This is a genomic window from Nocardia sp. NPDC006630, from assembly GCF_040611495.1.
Taxonomy (GTDB): domain Bacteria; phylum Actinomycetota; class Actinomycetes; order Mycobacteriales; family Mycobacteriaceae; genus Nocardia.
This window is the reverse complement of record NZ_JBEXOK010000011.1, coordinates 160715-182172: the sequence shown is the minus strand read 5'-3', so window position 1 is coordinate 182172 and position 21458 is coordinate 160715. Positions and strand designations below refer to the sequence as shown.

Genomic DNA, 21458 nt, shown 5'->3' with positions numbered 1-21458 from the left:
GCGCATCAGACGCGCTGGGATTCGGCGGCGAGCCCGGCCAGTAGTCGCAGTGCGGTGGCGCTGGGGGAGTCGGCCTCGACGGTGTAGGCGACCAGGGCCTGGTCCGGATCGTCTGGGAGCCGGAAGGTTTCGAAGCTGAGCTCGACACGGCCCACGACCGGATGCCGGTAGACATACCGGCCGTGGGTCTTGTCCCTGAGTTCGTGGTTGTCCCACAGTCGGCGGAACTCCGGATCCGCCTGGTGCAGTTCGTCTATTAGGTCGGCGATCTCGGCGTCGCCCGGATTGCGGGCGGCGTCCAGACGCAGATAGGCCACCACATCGGCGGCCTTGCCGGGCCAGTCCTCGTAGAGCTCACGCATGCCTTCGTCCAGGAAGACCATGCGGGCTTTATTGCGATCACGCGGCGCCAGCGCGGAGAAATCGGTGATGAGTGCCGCCGCCTGCCGGTTCCAGGCCAGCACAGTGGTGCCGCGGCCCAGGATGTAGGCGGGCATATCGCCCGCGGAGTCGAGCAGTCGCCGCAGGCCCGGCCGCACCTGCTGTTCGGCGGGCGGCTCCTCACCCGACCACGGCCGCGCCAGCCGGTAGAGGTGATCGCGCTCCACCGGATTCAAGCGCAGCGCGCGTGCCACCGCATCCAGGACCGATTCCGAGAAGTGCAGGGTGCGGCCCTGTTCCAGCCGGACATAGTGGTCGACGCTGACACCGGCCAGCAGGGCCAGCTCCTCGCGCCGCAGGCCGGGGACCCGGCGGCGGGCGCCGTGATCGATCAGCCCGACCTCCTCGGGCCGCAGCCGGGCACGGCGGGAGCGCAGGAATTCGCCGAGTTCGGCACGCCGGTCGAGAGTCATGAGATCAGTATCGCGGGAGTGTGCCGGGGTATTCCTGGTCGTGTCGTGACCAGGCTGGGCTGCGCCTTGGACCGGCGGTACGTCATCGGCAGGTCAGGTCCTGATCAGGCCGGGTGCCATCGCTGAGAAATCGTTCGACGGCGTTGTTCGCGCAGCCGATCGGGGAGGGGTAGACGCCGTGACCGCCGCCGTCGACCGTGACCAGGCGGGCGCGGTCGCCGAGGGCATGGCGCAGGTTCAGTGCGCCGCTGTACGGGGTAGCCGGATCGCGCAGGTTCTGGATCATCAGAATATTCGACGGGCCGTCGGCGGTGACCACGGTCCGGGGTGCGATCGGCGACTGCCAGAAGGTGCAGGGGGACAGGTTTTCCGGCATCCCGGCGGTCAGCGGGTGCGCGGTCCGGCTGGCGGTGACGGCGGCGGCATAGTCGGAAACCGCTGTGGGCCAGGCGGAGTCATTGCAGATGGTGGCGACTCCGACCGCGGTGCGCTGCTGGACGATCTGCTCCGGCGGGAGGGGCTGCGGGTTCGGCAGGGGCGCCGACGCCTCGGCCGCAGTGATCAGCCGGGCCAGTGCCGGGAAGGCCTGATCGCTGTAGAGGCTGTCGAGCAGTTGTTGCCGTAGCCCGTTGCCGGTCAGCTGCCCCAGTTCCGATCCCGGCCAGGGGAGTGGGTTCTGATCGAGTTTCGCTGCGAGCGTGAGGAATCGGCCGCGCACCGCGTCGGGGGTTTCGGCGGTGTGATCGGAATTGCCGGGGCCGGCCGCCCACTTCGCGAAGTCGGGGAACCGATCCTCCACGCCGACTGCGTAATTGGCATTCCAGCCGCGCTCGATCCGGTCCGGATTCGGATCGTCGCTGCTGTCGAGCAGGAGACGATCGGTGTGCTGCGGGAACAGCGTCGCGTAGACCGAGGTGGCGTAGGTGCCGTAGGACTCGCCCCACGCGGAGATTCGGCTCTCGCCCAGCGCTTCTCGAATGCTGTCGATATCGCGGGCCTCGGTGCGGGTGCTGATACTGCGCACCAGGGCGCCGCCATTGTCGGCGCACGCCTGCGCGATCCGCCGGCTCACCGCGATATTCGCCGAGATATCACCGTCTCCGCGCGGCCAGCCGCGGAAGCGTTCGGTGACCAGGTCATCGCGCGCGATGCCGCAGTCGGCCGTGGTGCTCGATCCCATACCGCGCGGGTCGAAGCCGATGAGATCGTAGGTATCACGCACGGCGGCAGGAAGTTTCGATCCGACCTCGGTCGGCTTGTCGAGTCCGGTATTGCCGGGGCCGCCCGGTACCAGCAGCAGGGCGCCGTGCCGGGTGTCCGGGTGGGTGCTGCGGATGCGGGAGACGGCCAGGGTGATTCGGTCACCGTCGGGCCGGTCGTAGTCCAGGGGTACCTGGATGCTCGTGCATTCCTGTCGCGGGTCGAGTCCAGTGCCTGGACACGGCTTCCACGCCAGGGCCGCCGCGCTCGGCGAGTTCGCCGAGGTGCAGGCCGTGACGGTGGCAAGGACGGTGAGGGCCAACAGGATTCCGAGGCGTGGGCTGCTCTTCACCTCGCCGACGTTAGGAGCCCCGGGCGCTCCTGCGCCTCACTCCACGGTGCTGCATGCGGGTCACCCTGCGGTAGCGGCCGATCCAGCCTGGTCATGCCGTGCCCAGGCTCGCGCCGCACTGTTTACCGCGCTCGCGGCATACGAAAGTAGTGCTCACAGCCGGAACCGATCCGGCAGCGCGGCTCGCCGCGACGTGGTTTCGAACGGAGATCCGAATGCGCAGGACTCGTCCCTTCGGGGATACGGGTATGGATATCACCCCGCTCGGTTTCGGCACCTGGGTGATCGCCGGATCCGGATGGCAGTACTCGTGGGGCGCCACCGATGACGCCGAATCCATTGCCGCCGTGCGGCATGCGGTCGACAGCGGTCTCAATTGGCTCGACACCGCCCCCGCCTACGGGCTCGGCCACGCCGAAACGCTCGTCGGCAAGGCCCTGGCCGATATGCCGGAGGCCGACCGGCCGTATCTGTTCACCAAGACCGGCCTCATCTGGGAGGAGGGTGACGACCGCACCGGACCGCCGCGCCGCATTATGCGGCCGGAAACCATTCGGGCGGAACTGGAGGCGTCGCTGCGCCGCCTGCGGGTCGAGCACATCGACCTCTATCAGGTGCACTGGCCGGATACCGGTGCGGTCTTCGTCTACGGCGGCGAGGGCGCGAGCCTGGCGGCGCCCACTCCGCTGGAGGAGTACTGGCAGGTCATGGCCGACCTCAAGAAGGAAGGCAAGGTCCGCGCCATCGGCCTGTCCAATCATGCGGTGGCGGAACTGGATCGCGCCGAGGCCGTCGCCCACGTGGATGCCATCCAGCCCCCGTTCTCGGCCGTCAACCGCACCGCCGCCCCGGAAATCGCCTGGGCGCAGGCGCATTCCACCGGTGTGATCGCCTATTCGCCGCTCCAGTCGGGGCTGCTGACGGGCGCCTTCACTGCGGACCGCAAGCTCACCGCCGACGACTGGCGTTCCGGCAGCCCCGATTTCACCACCGGACTGTCCGCCAACCTGGCACTGGTCGACGCCCTGCGACCCATTGCGGCCCGCCACGGCGTGTCCGTCGCCGAAGCGGCTCTCGCCTGGGTCAATTCCTGGCCCGGCGTGACCGCCGCGATTGTCGGCGCGCGCACCAGCACCCAAATCGACGGCTGGACAGGCGCTCTCACGTTGGAACTGAGCCCGGCAGACCTCGAAGAAGTCGCCACGGCCATCAACTCCACCGGCGCGGGCACCGGCCCCGCCCGTCCCTGACCCAGCTGTATCGCAGCCCCGCCGGTTTCGGGGTTCCCACCCTCGGTCAATCGCCGAACATCGATCGAATCACCAGGAGAAACTCTCATGACGCTGCACGTTGTCGCCGAAATCCGTGTCAAGGCCGGCCAGGAGGATCGCCTCCGCACCGCACTGGAGGCCATGATCGAACCCACCCTGACCGAACCCGGCTGCGTCGTCTACCAGCCCTTCGTGGATCCCAATGACGCCGCCCACATGGTCCTCGTCGAAGAGTGGAAGTCCGCCGAAGCCCTCGAAGAGCACTTCCTCGCCCCTCATTTCGTGCACCTCGCCGGCGTCTTCGACGAGATCCTCGCCGAACCTGTCACCATCAACCGCCTAGTCGCCGAATGACCTGACCCCTCGTCGATGCGACCGGACCCTCAGTCCGGTCGCACAGGCATGCCGATCATTCCGTGCCCGCGACGCGCCCGCGTGCGTGACCTGATGGTGTGCGGACCGCCCGTGATCCAGCGCTGCCCGTGACCCGGCCGCAGGCGCTTACGCCAGGACGCGGATTCTTTCCGCAGCGCCCGATGGCACCTCCTCGCGGGCACCTTCGTCGCGGCCGATGCCGCTGTCCGGAAGTGGTGATCGGGTCACAGATCCCGGGCTCGGCAGCGCTGAAAGCCGGATCGGTGGGTAGTGTCGAGCGCATGATGCGGATTCGGACGACGGTGGTGCTGGTGTGCACGCTGGTCGTCGCCGCATGGGCTGTGCTGTTTTTGAGCTCGGCCGAGCCGAATTCGCTGCTGGTACTGGGTGCGGCGGCGCTGGTCGCGCTGACCGCCACCATGCTGGCGGCGCGCGGGCCGCGACTGCGGGTCACGGTGAGCGCGGGTCCGCCGGAGTCGGCGGGCCGTCGCCGCCGAGGAGCCTTTCTGCGACAGAGCAATCCAGATGCCGCGGGGCGTCCGCGTCCGCGCGCACCGGGGGCCCTCGCGGTCTGATCGTGCCCGCACGATCAGACCTCCGCTGCCCCCGATTCGCTCCACCCGCGGCAGTGCGCGGGTGCCTCGCAGTGAGGTCCCATACTTATGCTCGATTTCATCTATTACCCCGTGTCCGCGGTCCTGTGGCTGTGGCACACGCTCTTCGCATCGATCCTCGGCATCCCCGGTGGCCCGGCCTGGGTGCTGGCCATCATCTTCCTGGTCATGACGCTGCGGGCGCTGCTCATCCGCCCGTTCCTGGCGCAGCTGCAATTCCAGCGCAAGCTGGCTCTGATCGGGCCGGAGATGAAGGAGATTCAGCGCAAGCACGCCGGTGACAAGGAGACGCAGGCCGTCGAGGTGCGGAAGCTGCAGCAGAAGCACGGCTTCAATCCGCTGCTCGGGTTTCTGCCGATGATCGGTCAGATCATGGTCTTCGTCGGCCTGTTCCATGTGCTGAATTCGTTCCATGCCGGCACCGCCAACTATGTGTTCTCGACCGATCAGGTGCAGTCGTTCCTGTCGGCGAATCTGTTCGGCGCACCGCTGTCGATGAGCCTGTCCCATGCCGGTGGCGCGTTCGGTTCGGTTGCCGTGGTGGTGGTTCCCCTGCTGCTCATCGCCACGGTCGCGACCCACTTCACGGCCCGGTTCTCGGTGGCGCGCCAGCGTGAGACGGCTCCGGAGCAGACGGCTCAGGTGCGGGTGATGAATACGCTGTCGATGTGGGCGTTCCCGCTCGGCACGCTGGTGACCGGTGCGCTGTGGCCGGTGGCCATCCTGCTGTACTTCGTGACCCAGAATGCCTGGACGTTTGTACAGCAACACCTGGTCTACCGCCGGTTCGATGCCGAGGAGGCCGTGCCGGCGCTGCCCGCGACGCGCACCGAATAGCCGCCGAATCCGCCGCACCGATTGCCCTGCCCTGCCGGTCAGCGCGGTGCGGCGGAGGAGCGATGGCATCGACCCGATAGTCTGGTACCTGGTCGCGGGCAGTTCCGGCTGCCCGGTGCACCCCTTTGATGATCAGCACAGACAAGGACTGCAGAGCGCTATGACAAGCCGCATCGAGCTCGCCCGCGTCGATTTGCGCGGACGTACTCCCACTGCTGGTGAACTGCGCGCGGCACTGCCGCGTGGAGGCGTCGACGTGGACTCGGTGCTGCATCATGTGCGGCCGGTCGTGGAGGCCATCCGCGATCGGGGCGTCGAGGCCGCGCTGGAATTCAGCCAGAAGTTCGACGGTGTGCAGCCCGCCTCCGTGCGGGTGCCCGCCGCCGAGCTGGATCGGGCGCTCGAAGAGCTCGACCCCCCGGTGCGCGCTGCCCTCGAAGTCGCGATCGAGCGCACCCGCAAGGTGCATGCCGATCAGCGGCGCACCGACAAGGTCACCCAGGTGGTGCCCGGCGGCACCGTCACCGAACGCTGGGTGCCGGTCGAGCGGGTCGGCCTGTATGTGCCGGGCGGCAATGCCGTCTATCCGTCGAGCGTGGTCATGAATGTGGTTCCCGCGCAGACCGCGGGCGTCGATTCGCTGGTGGTGGCCTCGCCGCCGCAGGCGCAGTTCGACGGCCTGCCGCACCCGACGATTCTGGCGGCCGCCAAGCTGCTCGGCGTCGAGGAGGTGTGGGCGGTCGGCGGTGCGCAGGCGGTCGCGCTGCTGACCTACGGCGGCACCGATACCGATGGCGCACAACTGGATCCGGTCGACATGATCACCGGGCCGGGCAATATCTATGTGACTGCCGCCAAGCGGCTGTGCCGCGGGCTGGTCGGCATCGATGCCGAGGCCGGGCCCACCGAGATCGCGATTCTGGCCGACGGCACCGCCGATCCGGTCCATGTTGCCGCGGACCTGATTTCGCAGGCCGAGCACGATGTGCTGGCCGCGAGCGTGCTCGTCACCGACAGTGTGGAACTGGCCGATGCGGTGGACGCCGCGCTGACCGCGCAGATGAGCGTGGTCAAGCACCACGATCGGGTGGCGGAAGCGTTGTCGGGCAAGCAGTCCGGCACGGTGCTCGTCGACGACATCACCCAGGGGCTGCGCGTCGTGAACGCCTATGCGGCCGAGCACCTGGAGATCCAGACCGTGGACGCCCCCGCCGTGGCTGCCCGAGTACGCAGTGCCGGAGCGGTATTCGTCGGCGCCTGGTCGCCGGTCAGCCTCGGCGACTACTGCGCGGGCTCCAACCACGTGCTGCCGACGGCCGGATGTGCCCGGCACTCTTCGGGTTTGAGTGTGCAGACCTTCCTGCGCGGCATTCACGTCGTGGATTACTCGGAGGCGGCGTTGAAGGATGTCGCCGGACATGTGGTCGCGCTGGCCGATGCCGAGGATCTGCCCGCGCACGGTCAGGCCGTCCAGGTGCGATTCGGGGCACTGTCATGAATGCCGAGGCGAGCCTCGCATCGAGCGCCGTGACCGTGCCCGGATCCGCTGTCTCCCTGGATGATCTGCCGCTGCGGGACAATCTGCGCGGCAAGAGTCCGTACGGCGCACCGCAATTGACGGTGCCGGTGCAGCTCAATACCAATGAGAACCCGCACCCGCCGAGTAGGGCGCTGATCGACGACGTCGCCGAATCGGTGCGCGCCGCCGCCGCCGAACTGCACCGCTACCCGGACCGCGATGCGGTGGCGCTGCGCACCGATCTGGCCGCCTACCTGACCCGGCAGACCGGCGTCGCGCTGGACGTGTCGAATGTGTGGGCCGCCAATGGTTCCAATGAAATCCTGCAGCAGCTGCTGCAGGCGTTCGGCGGTCCCGGCCGCACGGCGCTGGGTTTCGTGCCGTCGTATTCGATGCACCCGATCATCTCCGAGGGCATCGATACCGAATGGATCGAAGCCAAGCGCAATGGCGACTTCTCCCTCGATATCGACTACGCCGTCATGGTGATCGGCGACCGCCACCCCGATGTGGTGTTCGTGACCAGCCCCAATAATCCGACGGGGCACAGCATTCCGATCGCCGACCTGGAGCGCCTCGTCGAGGCCGCACCCGGCATCGTGGTGGTGGACGAGGCGTACGCGGAGTTCTCCGAGGTGGCCAGTGCGGTATCGCTGATCGACCGGTTCCCCGCGAAACTCGTTGTCAGCCGCACCATGTCGAAGGCCTTCGCCTTCGCGGGCGGGCGGCTCGGGTATCTCGCGGCCGCGCCCGCCGTGATCGACGCCATGCTGCTGGTGCGGCTGCCCTATCACCTGTCCGTGGTCACCCAGGCCGCGGCGCGGGCGGCGCTGCGGCATGCCGGCGAAACCCTCGGCAGTGTCCACGAATTGGCGGCGCAGCGTGATCGGGTGATGGCGGCGCTGCGGGTGCTCGGCTACGACGTCATTCCGTCGGATGCCAATTTTGTGCTCTTCGGCCGCTTCGCCGACGCCCCGCGCGCCTGGCAGCACTACCTCGACGAGGGTGTGCTCATTCGCGATGTCGGCATTCCCGGCTATCTGCGCACCACCATCGGCCTGGCCGCCGAGAACGACGAATTCCTGCGTGTCAGTGAGAAATTGGTGGCGACCGAGGTGGTTGCCCGATGAGTACGGAAGCGAGCATGAACCGAATCGCCCGGGTGGAACGCACCACTCGTGAATCCAGCATCGTGGTCGAACTGAACCTCGACGGCACCGGTAAGACCGATATCTCCACCGGCGTCCCGTTCTACGACCACATGCTCACCGCGTTCGGCCAGCACGGCAGCTTCGACCTGACCGTGGCCGCCAAGGGCGATATCGAGATCGAGGCGCACCACACGGTGGAGGACACCGCCATCGTCTTGGGCCAGGCGCTCGCGCAGGCCCTCGGCGACAAGAAGGGCATCCGCCGTTTCGGCGATTCCTTCATTCCCATGGACGAGACGCTGGCCCAGGCCATCGTGGATGTGTCCGGCCGCCCGTACTGCGTGCACACCGGTGAGCCGGAACACCTGCTGCACACCGTGATTCCGTCCGCAGGCCCCGGCGCGTCCTACTCGACGGTCCTGAATCGCCATGTGTTCGAGTCGATCGCGCTGAACGCGCGCATCGCCCTGCACGTGCGGGTGCTCTACGGTCGCGACCAGCACCACATCACCGAGGCCGAATTCAAGGCGGTGGCAAGGGCTTTGCGCGCCGCCGTCGAACTCGACCCGCGGGTCACCGGGGTCCCCTCCACCAAGGGAACGCTATGACCAAGAAGCTGGCTCTCCTGGACTACGGCTCCGGCAACCTGCACTCCGCCGAGCGCGCCCTGGTGCGGGCCGGCGCCCAGGTCACCGTCACCGCCGATCCCGAAATCGCCTTGAACGCAGACGGTCTCGTGGTTCCCGGCGTCGGCGCCTACGCCGCCTGCATGTCCGGCCTGCTCGAGGTCCGCGGCGACCGCATCATCGGCAAGCGCCTGGCCGGCGGCCGCCCCGTCCTGGGCATCTGCGTGGGCATGCAGATTCTCTTCGAGCGCGGCGTCGAATTCGGCGTGGAAACCGACGGCTGCGGCGAATGGCCCGGCACCGTAGAGCGTTTGGACGCCCCCGTCCTGCCGCATATGGGCTGGAACACCGTCAAGGCCCCCGAAGACAGCGTCCTGTTCGCCGGCATGGACGAAGACACCCGCTTCTACTTCGTCCACTCCTACGCCGCCCAATCCTGGTCCCTCGAAGACCACGGCACCCTGGCCCCCGCCAAACTCACCTGGTCCGAACACGGCGCTCCCTTCCTCGCCGCCGTAGAAAACGGCCCCCTGAGTGCCACCCAGTTCCACCCGGAAAAGTCCGGCGACGCCGGCGCCCACCTGCTCCGCAACTGGGTCGACTCCCTCTGATCTCCTGAAACCGCACAGGTCGTCCGCGGGCTGTGCGGTGGGGATACGGGCTGCCGGGACGGTGATCCGGCTAGATTGCCGGTATGGAGAATGCGGTTGGGGGAGGGTCCGGTCGGTTGCGGGCGCTGCCTACGCGGTTGGTCGGTCAGGTGGCTATCCTGGCCAATCGGGCGACCGAGCGTGCGCTCGAGGAGACGGGATCGCGGCGGTATCACTACGCGTTGCTGGCGACGCTCGATGAGCTCGGACCCGGTAGCCAGGCCGAGGTCGGGCGCCGTACCGGGATCGATCGCAGTGATGTCGTTGCGGCGGTGAACGAGCTGGCCGATCGCGGTTTTGTGCACCGCACCCCCGATCCCGCCGACCGCCGCCGCAATGTCCTGACCCTCACCCCGGCCGGCGCAGACCACCTGGCAGACCTCGACACCCGCCTGGAGGTCGCCCAATCCGAACTCCTCCCCGGCTTCACCGCCGCCGAACGCGCCAACTTCGTGCTGACCCTCACCCGAATCCTCGATTCCCACACCTGAACTCGCACCCTCCGGCAACCGAAAAAGCGCTGTTCGGCAGTGCGGCAGGCTGTTTCGTCGGAGTGCGGTGTCAGCAGCGGGTGGATCCGGGGATTTCGGTGCCGGTGGATGATTCGTCGGGGGGTGTGCCGATCATGTCGACTTTGCTGCCGGTCCAGTGGTATTGGACGCAGTAGTCGGTGCCGTCGCTGCAGGCGTCGCAGGTGCCGGGGAGGCGGTATTTGACGGCCACGGTGTCGTCGGTGGTGCGGGTGGGGTCCATGCTGATGAACGAGCGCCACTTCAAGGTGCCGGTGCCCAGGTAGCTGCCCTGGTGGAAGAGCAGGACCTGCATCGGTGAACTGGCGGTGCCGCTTTCGATGATGATGAGGGCGGCGGAGAGGGTGCGGCAAGGGTCGAAGTTGCCGTCGATAGGGGTGGGGGCCCACGTCCACGGGGCGCCGGAGTCGTTCTGCACCGGTGGTTGTGCGGCGATGGCATTGTGCACTTCGGGGGCGGAGAGGTTCCGGCCGCAGTTCGAGGCGGGAGAGGTTGCCGAGAGTGCGGCGGCCGTGGTGGGCGCGGCAACCGTTGTGGACGCGCCGCCCGCTGTTGCCGGCGGGATCGAGGACAGGGCCACGGGCGCCGAGGGCGGGACCGGCGGATCCGATTGGCAGGCGGTGAGCAGTCCGGTCAGCGCGAGGGCCGCGGTGCCGAAGATGAGTTGACGGAACATATGCCGTTCCTCCCTGAGACGAAATCGCCGAACGGACGTTCACCTGCTTTATCAGGACGGTAGCCCGCGGCGTTTACGAATTGCGTTATTTGCCCAGGCCGACGACGGAGCATCCCGCGGTAACCACTAGGATGCTTGCGTGAGTCTTGTGCTGCTACCTGCCGTCGATGTCGCCAATGGTGAGGCCGTGCGCCTGGTTCAGGGGGAGGCGGGCAGTGAAACCAGTTATGGTTCGCCGCGCGATGCCGCCCTCGCCTGGCAGCACGATGGGGCCGAATGGGTGCATCTGGTCGACCTGGACGCGGCATTCGGCAAGGGTTCGAACCGGGAGCTGCTGGCGCAGGTGATCGGTGAGCTCGATGTGAAAGTGGAGCTGTCCGGCGGCATTCGCGATGACGAGTCGCTGAAGCTGGCGCTGGCGACCGGTTGCGCGCGGGTCAATCTCGGCACCGCAGCGATCGAGGATCCCGAATGGTGCGCCCGCGCCATCGGCGAATACGGCGACAAGATCGCGGTCGGCATGGATGTGAAGCTCATCGACGGTGAGTACCGGCTGCGCGGCCGCGGCTGGGTCACCGACGGCGGCGATCTGTGGGAGGTGCTCGAGCGCCTGGAGCGGGACGGCTGCTCGCGCTACGTGGTCACCGACGTCAGCAAGGACGGCACCCTGACCGGCCCCAATCTCGATCTGCTGCAGCATGTGGCCAATGCCACCGACGCACCGGTCATCGCCTCCGGCGGCGTCTCCACCCTCGACGATCTGCGCGCCATCGCGACCCTGGTCGAAGACGGTGTGGAGGGCGCGATCGTCGGCAAGGCCCTGTACGCGGGCCGCTTCACCCTGCCCGAAGCCCTTGTAGCGGTGCGCTGAGCCCGATGGCCGCCGAACTCGCCGAGCTGCTCACCATTGCCAGTGATGTACTCGACGCTGCCGCACCGCGTTTCGTGGAGGGTGTGGGCGCACCCAGCGCTGTCGACAAGGGCCCCGGCGATTTCGCGACCGAACTCGACCTGGAGCTGGAGCGCACCCTCTCGAAGCAGCTGACCGAGCGCACCGGATTCCCGGTGCACGGTGAGGAATTCGGCGGCCCCCAGCTGACCTCCGGCACCGCCTGGGTCCTGGACCCCATCGACGGCACCTTCAATTACTCTGCGGGCCACCCGCTTTCGGGCATGCTGCTGGCGCTCGTGCAGGAGGGCGAGCCGGTCCTCGGCCTCACCTGGCTGCCCGGGCTCGGCCAGCGCTATGCCGCGGTGACCGGTGGTCCGGTATTCCTGAACGGCAAACCCCTGCCGAGTCTGGAGCGGAAGACGCTGTCCTCCGCCATGATCGGCTTCGGCGCCTTCAATATCGATGGCGCGGGCCGCATTCCGGGCATCTTCCGCTTCAATCTGCTGGGCGCGCTGAGCCGCCTGTCCGGCCGGGTGCGCATGCACGGTTCGACGGGAATCGACCTGGCGTATACCGCATCCAGCGTGCTGGGCGGCGCCGTGGTCTTCGGCCATCACCCCTGGGACAATGCCGCGGGCGTGGCGCTGGTGCGCGCCGCGGGCGGCGTGGTCACCGATCTGCTGGGCCGGGACTGGAATATCGAATCCGGTTCGGTGCTGGCGGCCGCGCCCGGCGTGCACGAGGAATTACTGGACATGATCAATGCGACAGCCGATCGTGCCCGAGGAGAGGCTGAGCAATGACATTGGCAGTACGCGTGATTCCGTGCCTGGACGTGGACGCGGGCCGCGTGGTCAAGGGCGTGAACTTCGAAAACCTGCGGGACGCGGGCGATCCCGTCGAACTCGCCGCCACCTACGACGCCCAGGGCGCGGACGAGCTCACCTTTCTCGATGTCACCGCCTCCACCGGTGACCGCGGCACCATGATCGATGTGGTCACCCGCACCGCCGAGCAGATCTTCATCCCGCTCACCGTCGGCGGCGGCGTCCGCACCGTGGAGGATGTGAACCGCCTGCTGCGCGCCGGCGCGGACAAGGTCTCGGTGAACACCGCCGCCATCGCCAGACCCGAAGTGCTGCGCGAGATGTCGGAGCGTTTCGGCTCGCAGTGCATTGTGCTGTCGGTCGATGCGCGCACCGTTCCCGAGGGTCAGCCCGCGACCCCGTCGGGCTGGGAGGTCACCACCCACGGCGGTAAGCGCGGCACCGGTATCGACGCCGTCGAATGGGCCGTGCGCGGCGCCGAACTCGGCGTCGGCGAGATCCTGCTCAATTCCATGGATGCCGACGGCACCAAGGCCGGCTTCGACCTCACCATGATCCGCGCCGTCCGCGCCGCGGTCTCCGTTCCCGTGATCGCCTCCGGCGGCGCGGGCAAGGTCGATGATTTCGCCCCCGCCGTGCAGGCCGGTGCGGACGCGGTGCTGGCCGCCAGCGTCTTCCACTTCGGCGACCTCACCATCGGCCAGGTCAAGGACGCCATGCGCACCGAAGGTATCGTGGTCCGGTGAGTTTGGATCCCGCAATCGCCGCCCGCCTCAAGCGCAATGACGACGGCCTGTTCGCCGCCGTCGCGCAGGAGCGCGCGACCGGGGATGTGCTCATGATGGCCTGGATGGACGACGAGGCCCTCGCGCGCACCCTGGAAACCCGTAAGGGCACCTACTATTCGCGTTCGCGGCAACAGTATTGGGTGAAGGGGGAGACCTCGGGTCACACCCAGTACGTGCACGAGGTGCGCCTCGACTGCGACGGCGATACCGTGCTGCTCATCGTCGATCAGGAGGGCGCGGCCTGCCACACCGGCACGCACACCTGCTTCGATACCGATGTGCTGCTGGCGCGCGGCGACACACTGCTCTGACTGCGCGCTAACGTTTGTCGCGGGTATCGACATCCTGGTTGCCGGATGATCGCCCCGCACCGCGCGCCGTACCCTTGTCCAATTGCGCGACCAGGGTCTCGCTGATTTCGAGCAGCTGTCTGGTCTCCTCCTTGTCGAGCCCGTCGAAGACCAAGCCGCGCACGCACTCCAGATATCCGGGCGCGGCATCGGTGATCTTGTGGTAGCCGACATCGGTGAGCACGGCCTGGGCGCCGCGCCGACCGGAGATGCTGACACGCTCGGCCCAGCCCAAACGCTCGAGCTTGGAAATCACATGGGAAAGACGCGATAGCGATGCGTTTGCCTTTTGCGCAAGCTCACTCAGTTGCAACCGGTGGCCTGGTTCTTCGGAGAGCAGAGTCATCACGAAGTATTCGAAATGGGTAATCCCGGACTCACGTTGAAGCTGGGTATCCAGGGCCGCGGGAAGTCGGGTGGTCAGCGCGATTACGGCACGCCAAGCTCGCTGTTCCATGGGATTCAACCACTTTGTCACCGTGCCAGCCCTCTCGTAGCAGCCAAGTGACATGGTGTGCTGGCCGGTCCGGCGGCCGGTGGAGCAGCAACAGCGAGTCACCCGCAAATCAAAGTTTGCCACGATTTCGCTCATCAGTCACGGCGTTGCTGAATGACGTGACATCCATCACGCGTGTCGCGGATCAGAATTCATGGGTGCCGGGTGCTGCGGGATTAGGGGTATTCGGGGGATTCTCCGCCGATATGCGCGGCTTTTCCTGATCCGGCCGCTGCTTCACGGCGCGATGCTTGCGGATTCGCCTGCGCGCCAAGAGAAATGCCACCAGCAGGAACAGTACGGCGGCCACAATCGCGCCCACCAGGACCGCGCCGCGATAACCCGGTGCATCGACGTCGAGAATGCGTTCTCCGGCGTGCGCCGCATTGGAGTCGCCGAGCACGATGGTCAGCGTCATCAAATTGGGGATGGCGGTGACAACGGCCAAAACGGCCGAAGCGCCCGCAATAAACGGACCGCCCCGTTTCCGCCAGGTCATTCCCGCGAGCAGGAACAGGAAAAGCGGGAGCGCGGTGCACACCACGCCGATCGCCAGACCCGACCAGATGCCCTTGGCGAAACTCCCGTGCACGTTTTCGGCGATGCGCTGCGCCCACCACCGCGGAATGAATGCCGCCAGAATCAGATACGACACCCACAGCACGACCGCCGCCACGACCAGCGCGATAATGCGATTGCGCCACGTGACGAATGATGATCGCTTGTGCTCGGGCACATCCGGGCTGGGCGTAGTCATAGGTCCAGCGTATGCCGGACCGGGCGGCACGTCCGTCGCGCCACTCCGGACCAATCGGGCATCAGACCTAATTCACGCGCGATCGCGCAGGAACTGCAATGCCTCGTCCGCATGGACGTTCGCGCGCAGTTCACTATTGATCACCTTGGCGACGGTGCGGTCGGGATCGATGATGAAGGTGGTGCGCTTGACCGGAATCAGCGCGCCCAGCAGGCCGCGCTTCACGCCGTACTCGGCGGCGACCTTCGCGCCCACGTCCGACAGCACGGGGTAGTTCAGCGACTGCTTTTCCGCGAAACCGGACTGCACGTCGACGGCGTCGGCGCTGATGCCCACGCACGAGGCGCCCAGGGCCTTGAATTCGCCTGCCAGATCCCGGAAGTGGCACGCCTCGGCGGTGCAGACGGGGGTATTGGCGGCGGGGTAGAAGAAGAGCACGACCGGTCCGTCCGCAAGCAGCGAATCGAGGGATCGGGGAGTGCCGGATTGGTCCGGAAGCTCGAACTGCGGGGCGAGCTGGCCTGGCTTCATACGCAGGAGGTTACGGGATCCGCACCGGATACGAATCAGCCCGCGGACGGACCGGTCTGACTCGGTCCGTGCGCGGGCTGCTCGACGATCGGGGTCCGGCTCACGATTATGCACCGATGAGCGCCGCGACCTCCGGGTTCTTGATGTTCATGACGTCGAGGATGCCGTGCGCCCGCAGGAAGGGCTTGAGCTCCCGAATGCGATCGGTGTGCTCGGCGTACTCGTCCGGGAAGGAGCGGGGATCGAGCGATTCCAGCGCCTTGACGTACGTGACGAACGAGGCGATGGCGCTGTACTTGCCGCCGCCCTGCTGATTCATGCCCATCATCCGCGGCGGCTGACCGGGCATCGAACCCATGCCTACCTGCGGAGCTGCGTGCCGTGGACCCTCCGGTGCGACCGGTTGCGAGGGGTACATCTTGTTGAACTCCTCTCGATTGGGATACCGCGTGGCGACCTCTCCATGATTGACCGCACCGTGTATTCGCCACCGCAGCGCTCCCGGCTCTGTTTAATTTGCCTACGCTGCGCTCCGGCGGGTCGCGGCCCTGCAAGCTCGGCCTTCCCTCCTCCGCTCCTCCGCTTCGCTCCCCCGCTCCGTCAGTCCAGACCGAGCCGGGCCACGATCCTTGATGTGGGCCTGGAATGATGGGTGAATGCTCGGTGCCTCTCACACCTCCACCACCTCCCGCGAACAGTTCCGGCTCCTGGCGGCCGACCATCGGGTTGTCCCGGTGGTTCGAAAGGTGTTGGCGGACTCGGAGACTCCACTCTCGGCCTACCGCAAATTGGCCGCGGACCGGGCCGGGACCTTCCTGCTGGAGTCCGCGGAGAACGGGCGATCGTGGTCGCGATGGTCGTTCATCGGTGCGGGAAGCCCCACGGCATTGAGCGTGGTGGACGGGGAAGCGGCCTGGCTCGGGCAGAGTCCGGCCGATGCGCCCTCCGGCGGTGATCCGCTGCGCGCGCTGCGCGAAACGCTGCAGCTGCTGCAGACCGAACGGCTGCCCGGGCTGCCGCCGCTGACCGGGGGCATGGTCGGCTACCTCGGCTACGACGCGGTGCGCCGGATGGAACGGCTGCCCGTCCTCGCCGCCGACGATCTCGAACTGCCGGAGATGGTGCTGCTGCTGGCCACCGATCTGGCCGCCTTCGATCACCACGAGGGCGCGATCACGCTCATTGCCAATGCCGTCAACTGGAACGGCACCGACGAGCGGGTGGACGAGGCCTACGACGATGCGGTGGCCCGGCTCGATCGCATGACCGAGGCCCTCGCCGCACCCGCCGACTCCACCGTCTCGGTCTTCGAACAACCTGAACCGGACTTCCGCCGCCAGCGCACCTCCGACGAATTCGGCGCGGGCGTGCGCCGCCTGGTCAAGGAGATCGAGGCCGGCGAGGCCTTCCAGGTGGTGCTCTCGCAGCGCTTCGAAATGGAGTACGGCGGTACGCCACTGGATCTGTACCGCATGCTGCGCGCGTCCAATCCGAGCCCGTACATGTACCTCATGCACATTCCGGACGGTTCCGGCGGCACCGCGTTCTCCATCGTCGGATCCAGCCCCGAATCGCTGGTCACGGTGAAGGACGGTGTGGCGACCACACATCCGATCGCGGGCACGCGCTGGCGCGGCAGCACCGAGGAGGACGATCTGCTCCTCGAGAAGGATCTGCTCGCCGACGAGAAGGAGAACGCCGAGCACCTCATGCTCGTCGATCTCGGCCGCAACGACCTCGGCCGCGTGTGCGAGCCGGGCACCGTGCGTGTCACCGAATACCGGCATATCGAGCGCTACAGCCATGTCATGCATCTGGTTTCGACCGTCTCGGGCCGGCTGGCCGCCGGCAAGGTGGCCTTCGACGCGGTGCAGGCGTGCTTCCCGGCGGGCACCCTCTCCGGCGCCCCGAAGGTCCGGGCCATGGAGCTCATCGAGGAGCTCGAGCCCACCCGCCGCGGCATCTACGGCGGTGTGGTCGGCTATCTCGATTTCGCCGGTGACGCCGATACCGCCATCTGCATTCGCACGGCACTGATCAAGAACGGCACCGCCTATGTCCAGGCGGGGGCGGGCGTGGTCGCCGATTCGAATCCGGAGTACGAGGACGTCGAATCCCGCAACAAGGCGATGGCGGTGCTCAAGGCCATCGCCGCGGCGGGCACCGTACGCGCCTACCGCCCGAACGGGACCGCGCTATGAGCGATCCGGAGGCCGACCCGGAAACCGCGGCGGCACAACCGAAACCGACCGGCGAACCGGCGGAAGCACCCGTGACGCAGCCGGACGCGGAGGGTGCGGTGGCGGCGAAGAAGCCCAAGCCGGTCGGCGCGGTGGCCCTCCTGGCCGTCGCGGCCGCACTGCTGTGGGTCGCGTCGCGGATGACCTGGGTGAGTGTGGAGGTCATCAGCGAGCTCGGGCCGCCCAAGACTGTGCATCTGTCCGGCGCGACCTGGTTCGGCGCCCTGACTCCGCTGGCATTGGTGCTGATCGCGACCATTGCCGCGGTCTTCGCCACGCGTGGCTGGCTGCGCCGCATCATCGGTGTGGTGGTGGCCGTGCTGGCGGCGGTGGCGGCGGTGCCCGCGTACGCGCTGCTGCAGGGGCAGGGCAAGACCGCCGAGCGGGCCGGGCGTTTGGCCGAATTGCGCACCTGGGAGCATGTGGGTACGGCGCAGACTTCGACACTGCCCGCCGTACTGACCATGGTCGGTGCGGTCGCCGCCTTCCTGGCGGGTGTGCTGCTGACACGCATGCCCTCCGAGAGCGCGCGCATGTCGGGCAAATATGACAATCCGGTCTTCCGTAAATCGGAGGCGGCCGAACAGGTTGCCGAACATCACGCAGTGCAGCGTGCCGCGGAATCCGGGTCACAGGACACGCCGCCGGAACAACTCTCGGGCCGGGTGCTGTGGGACGCCCTCGACGCGGGCGCGGATCCTACCGACGAGGAAACCGATACCGCTGCCGCACACGATGATCCAGGTAGCGGCGCCGCGGGCCACAAGCCCGCTTGAACTGGGCGGGGGAGCAGCGTCGCTCCCGGTACCGCCCCCGCCGTCAGCGGCGCGAAGATAGCCATTTACTCTTTATCAGCATCGGTGAGACAGCGCCTGGGGGGATTCTCAGGCAGCAAGTCCGTCTCCCCAGAAAGGATTCGAGCCAGATGACGGTACTCGACTCGATTCTCGACGGGGTCCGTGCGGATGTCGCCGCACGGGAAGCCCTCCTGGATTTCCAGGCTGTCAAGAAGGCCGCCGCCGCGGCTGTCTCTCCTCGTGACGCCAAGGCGGCGCTGCACGAAGAGGGTATCGGCGTGATCGCCGAAGTGAAGCGGTCCAGTCCTTCCAAGGGCGCCCTGGCCGACATTCCGGACCCGTCCGTACTGGCCCGTGCGTACGAGGACGGCGGCGCGCGCATCATCAGCGTGCTGACCGAGCAGCGCCGCTTCGGCGGTTCGCTCGCGGACCTCGACGCGGTGCGTGCCGTGGTCGACATTCCGGTTCTGCGCAAGGACTTCATCGTCGGCCCGTACCAGATCCACGAGGCCCGCGCGCACGGCGCGGATGTCATTCTGCTGATCGTGGCGGCGCTGCCGCAGGACGTGCTGTCCTCGCTCATCGACCGCACCGAATCACTCGGTATGACCGCGCTCGTCGAGGTGCACACCGAGGAAGAGGCGGACCGCGCCCTCGAGGCCGGCGCCACCGTGATCGGTGTGAACGCCCGCAACCTCAAGACCCTCGAGGTGGATCGGGATGTGTTCGCGCGCATCGCACCCGGTCTGCCCAGTGATGTGATCCGCATTGCCGAATCCGGTATCCGCGGCACCGCCGATCTGCTGGCCTACGCCGGTGCGGGCGCGGATGCCGTGCTCGTCGGCGAGGGCCTGGTGACCAGCGGCGATCCGCGTGCCGCGGTGGCCGAGCTGGTGACCGCCGGAACCCATCCGTCCTGCCCGAAGCCGGTTCGCCGGGGCCGGTGAGAGAGCCGATGACACAGACGAACGACATTCTCGGCAAGAACGCCGGCCTCCCGCAGGCCAGCGAAGGCGTGTCGCACAAGAGCCTGCACGAGCCGGATGCCGGGGGCCACTTCGGCGTCTACGGCGGCCGGCATGTGCCCGAGGCGCTCATGGCCGTGATCGAAGAGGTCACCGCCGAATACGACAAGGTGCGTGTCGACCCCAACTTCCTGCACGAGCTGGACCGGTTGCAGCGCGACTACACCGGCCGCCCGTCGCCGGTGTTCGAATGCGTCAATCTCGCCAAGCACGCGGGCGGCGCTCGCATCCTGCTCAAGCGAGAAGACCTGAACCACACCGGTTCTCACAAAATCAACAATGTGCTCGGGCAGGCGCTGCTCGCCAAGCGCATGGGCAAAACCCGCGTCATCGCGGAGACGGGCGCGGGCCAGCACGGCGTCGCTACCGCCACCGCGTGCGCGCTGCTGGGCCTGGAATGCGTCATCTACATGGGCGCGGTCGACACCGCCCGGCAGGCCTTGAACGTGGCCCGCATGCGCCTGCTCGGCGCCGAAGTCATCAGTGTGACAACGGGTTCGCAGACGCTCAAGGACGCCATCAACGAGGCGCTGCGCGACTGGGTCACCCATGCCGACGAGACCTACTACTGTTTCGGCACCGCGGCCGGGCCGCACCCGTTCCCGCTGATGGTGCGCGATTTCCAGCGCATTATCGGCATGGAGGCGCGGGTGCAGGTGCAGGCCCACACCGGACGGCTGCCCGATGCGGTAGTCGCCTGTGTCGGTGGCGGTTCCAATGCCATCGGCATCTTCCACTCCTTCATCGACGATGCCGGCGTGCGGCTCATCGGCTACGAGGCCGCGGGCGACGGTGTCGAAACCGGCCGCCACGCAGCCACTTTCGCCGGTGGTCGCCCGGGCGCCTTCCAGGGCGCCTACTCGTACCTGCTGCAGGACGAGGACGGTCAGACCATCGACTCGCATTCCATCTCCGCGGGTCTGGACTACCCGGGCGTCGGCCCGGAGCACGCGCTGCTCAAGGACATCGGCCGCGCCGAGTACCGCCCCATCACCGATACCGAGGCGATGGACGCGCTGCTGCTGCTGTCCCGCGCCGAGGGCATCATTCCGGCCATCGAATCGGCGCACGCTGTTGCGGGTGCGCTGCAGCTGGGCCAGGAATTGGGCGAGGGCGCAATCATTCTGGTGAATCTGTCCGGACGCGGTGACAAGGATATGGACACCGCGGCCAAATGGTTCGGGCTCTTCGACAAGCCGGAGGAGCAGCAGTGAGCCAGCAGTCCCGTCTCGCCAATACCTTTGCCGCCTGCCGCGAGGACAATCGCGCCGCGCTCATCGGCTATCTGCCCGCCGGATACCCGGATGTGCAGGGCAGCATCGACGTCTGCGTCGCCATGGTCGAATCCGGTTGTGACGTCATCGAAGTCGGTGTCGCGTACTCCGATCCGGTGATGGACGGCCCGACCATCCAGGCCGCCGCCGAGCAGGCGCTGCGCGGTGGTGTGCGGGTGCGCGATGTGTTCAAGGTCGTGGAGGCCATCAGCAAGGCCGGTGGCAAGGCCGTGGTCATGGCCTACTGGAATCCGGTGCTGCAGTACGGCGTCGACACCTTCTCCCGCGATCTGGCGGCGGCGGGCGGGCTCGGCCTGATCACGCCGAACCTGATTCCGGAGGAGGCCGACGACTGGTTCGTCGCCTCGTCCACCTACAACCTGGACCGCATCTTCCTGGTGGCTCCGTCCTCCACGGAGGAGCGCCTGGTGAAGACACTGGAGGCCTCGCGCGGGTTCGTGTACGCCGCCTCCACCATGGGTGTCACCGGTGCGCGTGATGCGGTGTCCTCCATGGCTCCGGCGCTGTGCGCGCGCATTCGCGCGCACTCCGATATTCCGATCGGTGTCGGCCTGGGTGTGCGCAGCGGTGCGCAGGCGGCCGAAATCGCTTCCTACGCAGACGGTGTCATCGTCGGCTCGGCACTGGTGAGTGCCGCCGGTCAGGGCCTGGACGCGGTGCGGACACTGACCGCGGAGCTCGCACAGGGCGTGCGTTCGGCGGCTGTGACCTCCTGACCTCGAGTGTGGAAAAGGGCGCGCATCGACTCGATGCGCGCCCTTTTCGCACCCCGGAATCAGGTTGTTCGCCACTGCGTCGGCGGCGC

General features: G+C 67.5%; 25 protein-coding genes. 18 read left to right on the top strand and 7 right to left on the bottom strand.

The window, feature by feature from the left end; translation table 11 throughout:
- Positions 1 to 5: 5 nt before the first annotated feature.
- Together ABZX86_RS31405 and ABZX86_RS31400 are read right to left on the bottom strand one after the other, a co-directional pair.
- Entirely contained in the window at positions 6 to 854 is an 849-nt protein-coding gene (locus ABZX86_RS31405; RefSeq protein ID WP_355128611.1) for a helix-turn-helix transcriptional regulator, read from the bottom strand.
- An 82-nt stretch (positions 855 to 936) separates the two neighbouring features.
- Positions 937 to 2406 carry an alpha/beta hydrolase gene (locus ABZX86_RS31400; protein ID WP_355128609.1) on the bottom strand — a complete coding sequence of 490 codons (1470 nt, stop codon included), beginning with the start codon at positions 2404 to 2406 and terminating at the stop codon, positions 937 to 939.
- Between the two features lie 215 nt (positions 2407 to 2621).
- Between ABZX86_RS31400 and ABZX86_RS31395 the strand changes: the two genes are divergently transcribed.
- From ABZX86_RS31395 to ABZX86_RS31355, 9 genes are all read left to right on the top strand, one after another.
- Positions 2622 to 3656, top strand: a complete 1035-nt coding sequence (locus ABZX86_RS31395; RefSeq protein ID WP_355128607.1) for an aldo/keto reductase — start codon at positions 2622 to 2624, stop codon at positions 3654 to 3656.
- An 87-nt stretch (positions 3657 to 3743) separates the two neighbouring features.
- Complete coding sequence (locus tag ABZX86_RS31390) at positions 3744 to 4031, top strand: putative quinol monooxygenase (protein WP_355128605.1); 288 nt, start codon at positions 3744 to 3746, stop codon at positions 4029 to 4031.
- Positions 4032 to 4333: 302 nt separating this feature from the next.
- Positions 4334 to 4627 (top strand): DUF6412 domain-containing protein, encoded by a 294-nt coding sequence (locus ABZX86_RS31385; protein WP_355128603.1) that lies wholly within the window; start codon positions 4334 to 4336, stop codon positions 4625 to 4627.
- An 87-nt stretch (positions 4628 to 4714) separates the two neighbouring features.
- Positions 4715 to 5503: a membrane protein insertase YidC gene (gene yidC, locus ABZX86_RS31380; protein WP_355128601.1), complete on the top strand. Its 789-nt coding sequence runs from the start codon at positions 4715 to 4717 to the stop codon at positions 5501 to 5503.
- 160 nt (positions 5504 to 5663) lie between these two features.
- The gene (hisD, locus tag ABZX86_RS31375) at positions 5664 to 7001 is read left to right on the top strand and encodes a histidinol dehydrogenase (protein WP_355128599.1); all 1338 of its coding nucleotides are present in this window, start codon (positions 5664 to 5666) and stop codon (positions 6999 to 7001) included.
- Positions 6998 to 8152 carry a histidinol-phosphate transaminase gene (locus ABZX86_RS31370; RefSeq protein ID WP_355128597.1) on the top strand — a complete coding sequence of 385 codons (1155 nt, stop codon included), beginning with the start codon at positions 6998 to 7000 and terminating at the stop codon, positions 8150 to 8152. Before hisD ends, ABZX86_RS31370 begins: the two co-directional genes overlap by 4 nt.
- Positions 8149 to 8781, top strand: a complete 633-nt coding sequence (gene hisB, locus ABZX86_RS31365; RefSeq protein ID WP_355128595.1) for an imidazoleglycerol-phosphate dehydratase HisB — start codon at positions 8149 to 8151, stop codon at positions 8779 to 8781. The genes ABZX86_RS31370 and hisB overlap by 4 nt, the downstream gene beginning before the upstream one ends.
- Positions 8778 to 9410, top strand: a complete 633-nt coding sequence (gene hisH / locus ABZX86_RS31360) for an imidazole glycerol phosphate synthase subunit HisH (protein WP_355128593.1) — start codon at positions 8778 to 8780, stop codon at positions 9408 to 9410. The genes hisB and hisH overlap by 4 nt, the downstream gene beginning before the upstream one ends.
- Positions 9411 to 9493: 83 nt before the next feature.
- Positions 9494 to 9940: a MarR family transcriptional regulator gene (locus ABZX86_RS31355; protein WP_355128591.1), complete on the top strand. Its 447-nt coding sequence runs from the start codon at positions 9494 to 9496 to the stop codon at positions 9938 to 9940.
- A gap of 70 nt (positions 9941 to 10010) precedes the next feature.
- Here ABZX86_RS31355 and ABZX86_RS31350 read toward each other — a convergent pair whose 3' ends face one another.
- Positions 10011 to 10655, bottom strand: coding sequence for an LppP/LprE family lipoprotein (locus tag ABZX86_RS31350; protein ID WP_355128589.1), 645 nt, complete (start codon positions 10653 to 10655; stop codon positions 10011 to 10013).
- A 139-nt stretch (positions 10656 to 10794) separates the two neighbouring features.
- On the opposite strand from ABZX86_RS31350, the gene priA reads away from it, so the two are divergent.
- From priA to hisI, 4 genes are read left to right on the top strand one after another with little or no spacing between them, the layout of a single operon-like run.
- Positions 10795 to 11526, top strand: coding sequence for a bifunctional 1-(5-phosphoribosyl)-5-((5-phosphoribosylamino)methylideneamino)imidazole-4-carboxamide isomerase/phosphoribosylanthranilate isomerase PriA (gene priA / locus ABZX86_RS31345; RefSeq protein WP_355128587.1), 732 nt, complete (start codon positions 10795 to 10797; stop codon positions 11524 to 11526).
- A gap of 5 nt (positions 11527 to 11531) precedes the next feature.
- Entirely contained in the window at positions 11532 to 12350 is an 819-nt protein-coding gene (locus ABZX86_RS31340) for an inositol monophosphatase (protein ID WP_355128585.1), read from the top strand.
- The gene (hisF, locus tag ABZX86_RS31335) at positions 12347 to 13120 is read left to right on the top strand and encodes an imidazole glycerol phosphate synthase subunit HisF (RefSeq protein WP_355128583.1); all 774 of its coding nucleotides are present in this window, start codon (positions 12347 to 12349) and stop codon (positions 13118 to 13120) included. Before ABZX86_RS31340 ends, hisF begins: the two co-directional genes overlap by 4 nt.
- Complete coding sequence (gene hisI / locus ABZX86_RS31330; RefSeq protein ID WP_355128581.1) at positions 13117 to 13473, top strand: phosphoribosyl-AMP cyclohydrolase; 357 nt, start codon at positions 13117 to 13119, stop codon at positions 13471 to 13473. The genes hisF and hisI overlap by 4 nt, the downstream gene beginning before the upstream one ends.
- 7 nt (positions 13474 to 13480) lie before the next feature.
- On the opposite strand, the gene ABZX86_RS31325 is transcribed toward hisI, so the two are convergent.
- From ABZX86_RS31325 to ABZX86_RS31310, 4 genes are all read right to left on the bottom strand, one after another.
- Positions 13481 to 14023, bottom strand: a complete 543-nt coding sequence (locus ABZX86_RS31325) for a MarR family transcriptional regulator (RefSeq protein ID WP_355128957.1) — start codon at positions 14021 to 14023, stop codon at positions 13481 to 13483.
- Between the two features lie 130 nt (positions 14024 to 14153).
- Positions 14154 to 14765 carry a permease gene (locus ABZX86_RS31320; RefSeq protein WP_355128579.1) on the bottom strand — a complete coding sequence of 204 codons (612 nt, stop codon included), beginning with the start codon at positions 14763 to 14765 and terminating at the stop codon, positions 14154 to 14156.
- Between the two features lie 72 nt (positions 14766 to 14837).
- On the bottom strand, positions 14838 to 15296 hold the full coding sequence (locus tag ABZX86_RS31315) for a peroxiredoxin (protein WP_327140860.1): 459 nt from the start codon (positions 15294 to 15296) through the stop codon (positions 14838 to 14840).
- A 106-nt stretch (positions 15297 to 15402) separates the two neighbouring features.
- Positions 15403 to 15654, bottom strand: coding sequence for a hypothetical protein (locus ABZX86_RS31310; protein WP_327140859.1), 252 nt, complete (start codon positions 15652 to 15654; stop codon positions 15403 to 15405).
- A 298-nt stretch (positions 15655 to 15952) separates the two neighbouring features.
- Here ABZX86_RS31310 and ABZX86_RS31305 point away from each other — a divergent pair, with 298 nt between their 5' ends.
- The 5 genes from ABZX86_RS31305 to trpA all read left to right on the top strand — a co-directional run bounded on the left by ABZX86_RS31305 (position 15953) and on the right by trpA (position 21369).
- Complete coding sequence (locus ABZX86_RS31305; protein WP_355128576.1) at positions 15953 to 17497, top strand: anthranilate synthase component I; 1545 nt, start codon at positions 15953 to 15955, stop codon at positions 17495 to 17497.
- Positions 17494 to 18312: a TIGR02234 family membrane protein gene (locus ABZX86_RS31300; RefSeq protein ID WP_355128574.1), complete on the top strand. Its 819-nt coding sequence runs from the start codon at positions 17494 to 17496 to the stop codon at positions 18310 to 18312. The genes ABZX86_RS31305 and ABZX86_RS31300 overlap by 4 nt, the downstream gene beginning before the upstream one ends.
- Before the next feature lie 149 nt (positions 18313 to 18461).
- Positions 18462 to 19280 (top strand): indole-3-glycerol phosphate synthase TrpC, encoded by an 819-nt coding sequence (gene trpC / locus ABZX86_RS31295; RefSeq protein ID WP_327140856.1) that lies wholly within the window; start codon positions 18462 to 18464, stop codon positions 19278 to 19280.
- An 8-nt stretch (positions 19281 to 19288) separates the two neighbouring features.
- The gene (gene trpB, locus ABZX86_RS31290; RefSeq protein WP_355128571.1) at positions 19289 to 20572 is read left to right on the top strand and encodes a tryptophan synthase subunit beta; all 1284 of its coding nucleotides are present in this window, start codon (positions 19289 to 19291) and stop codon (positions 20570 to 20572) included.
- Complete coding sequence (gene trpA, locus ABZX86_RS31285) at positions 20569 to 21369, top strand: tryptophan synthase subunit alpha (RefSeq protein WP_355128569.1); 801 nt, start codon at positions 20569 to 20571, stop codon at positions 21367 to 21369. Before trpB ends, trpA begins: the two co-directional genes overlap by 4 nt.
- Positions 21370 to 21458 lie beyond the last annotated feature (89 nt).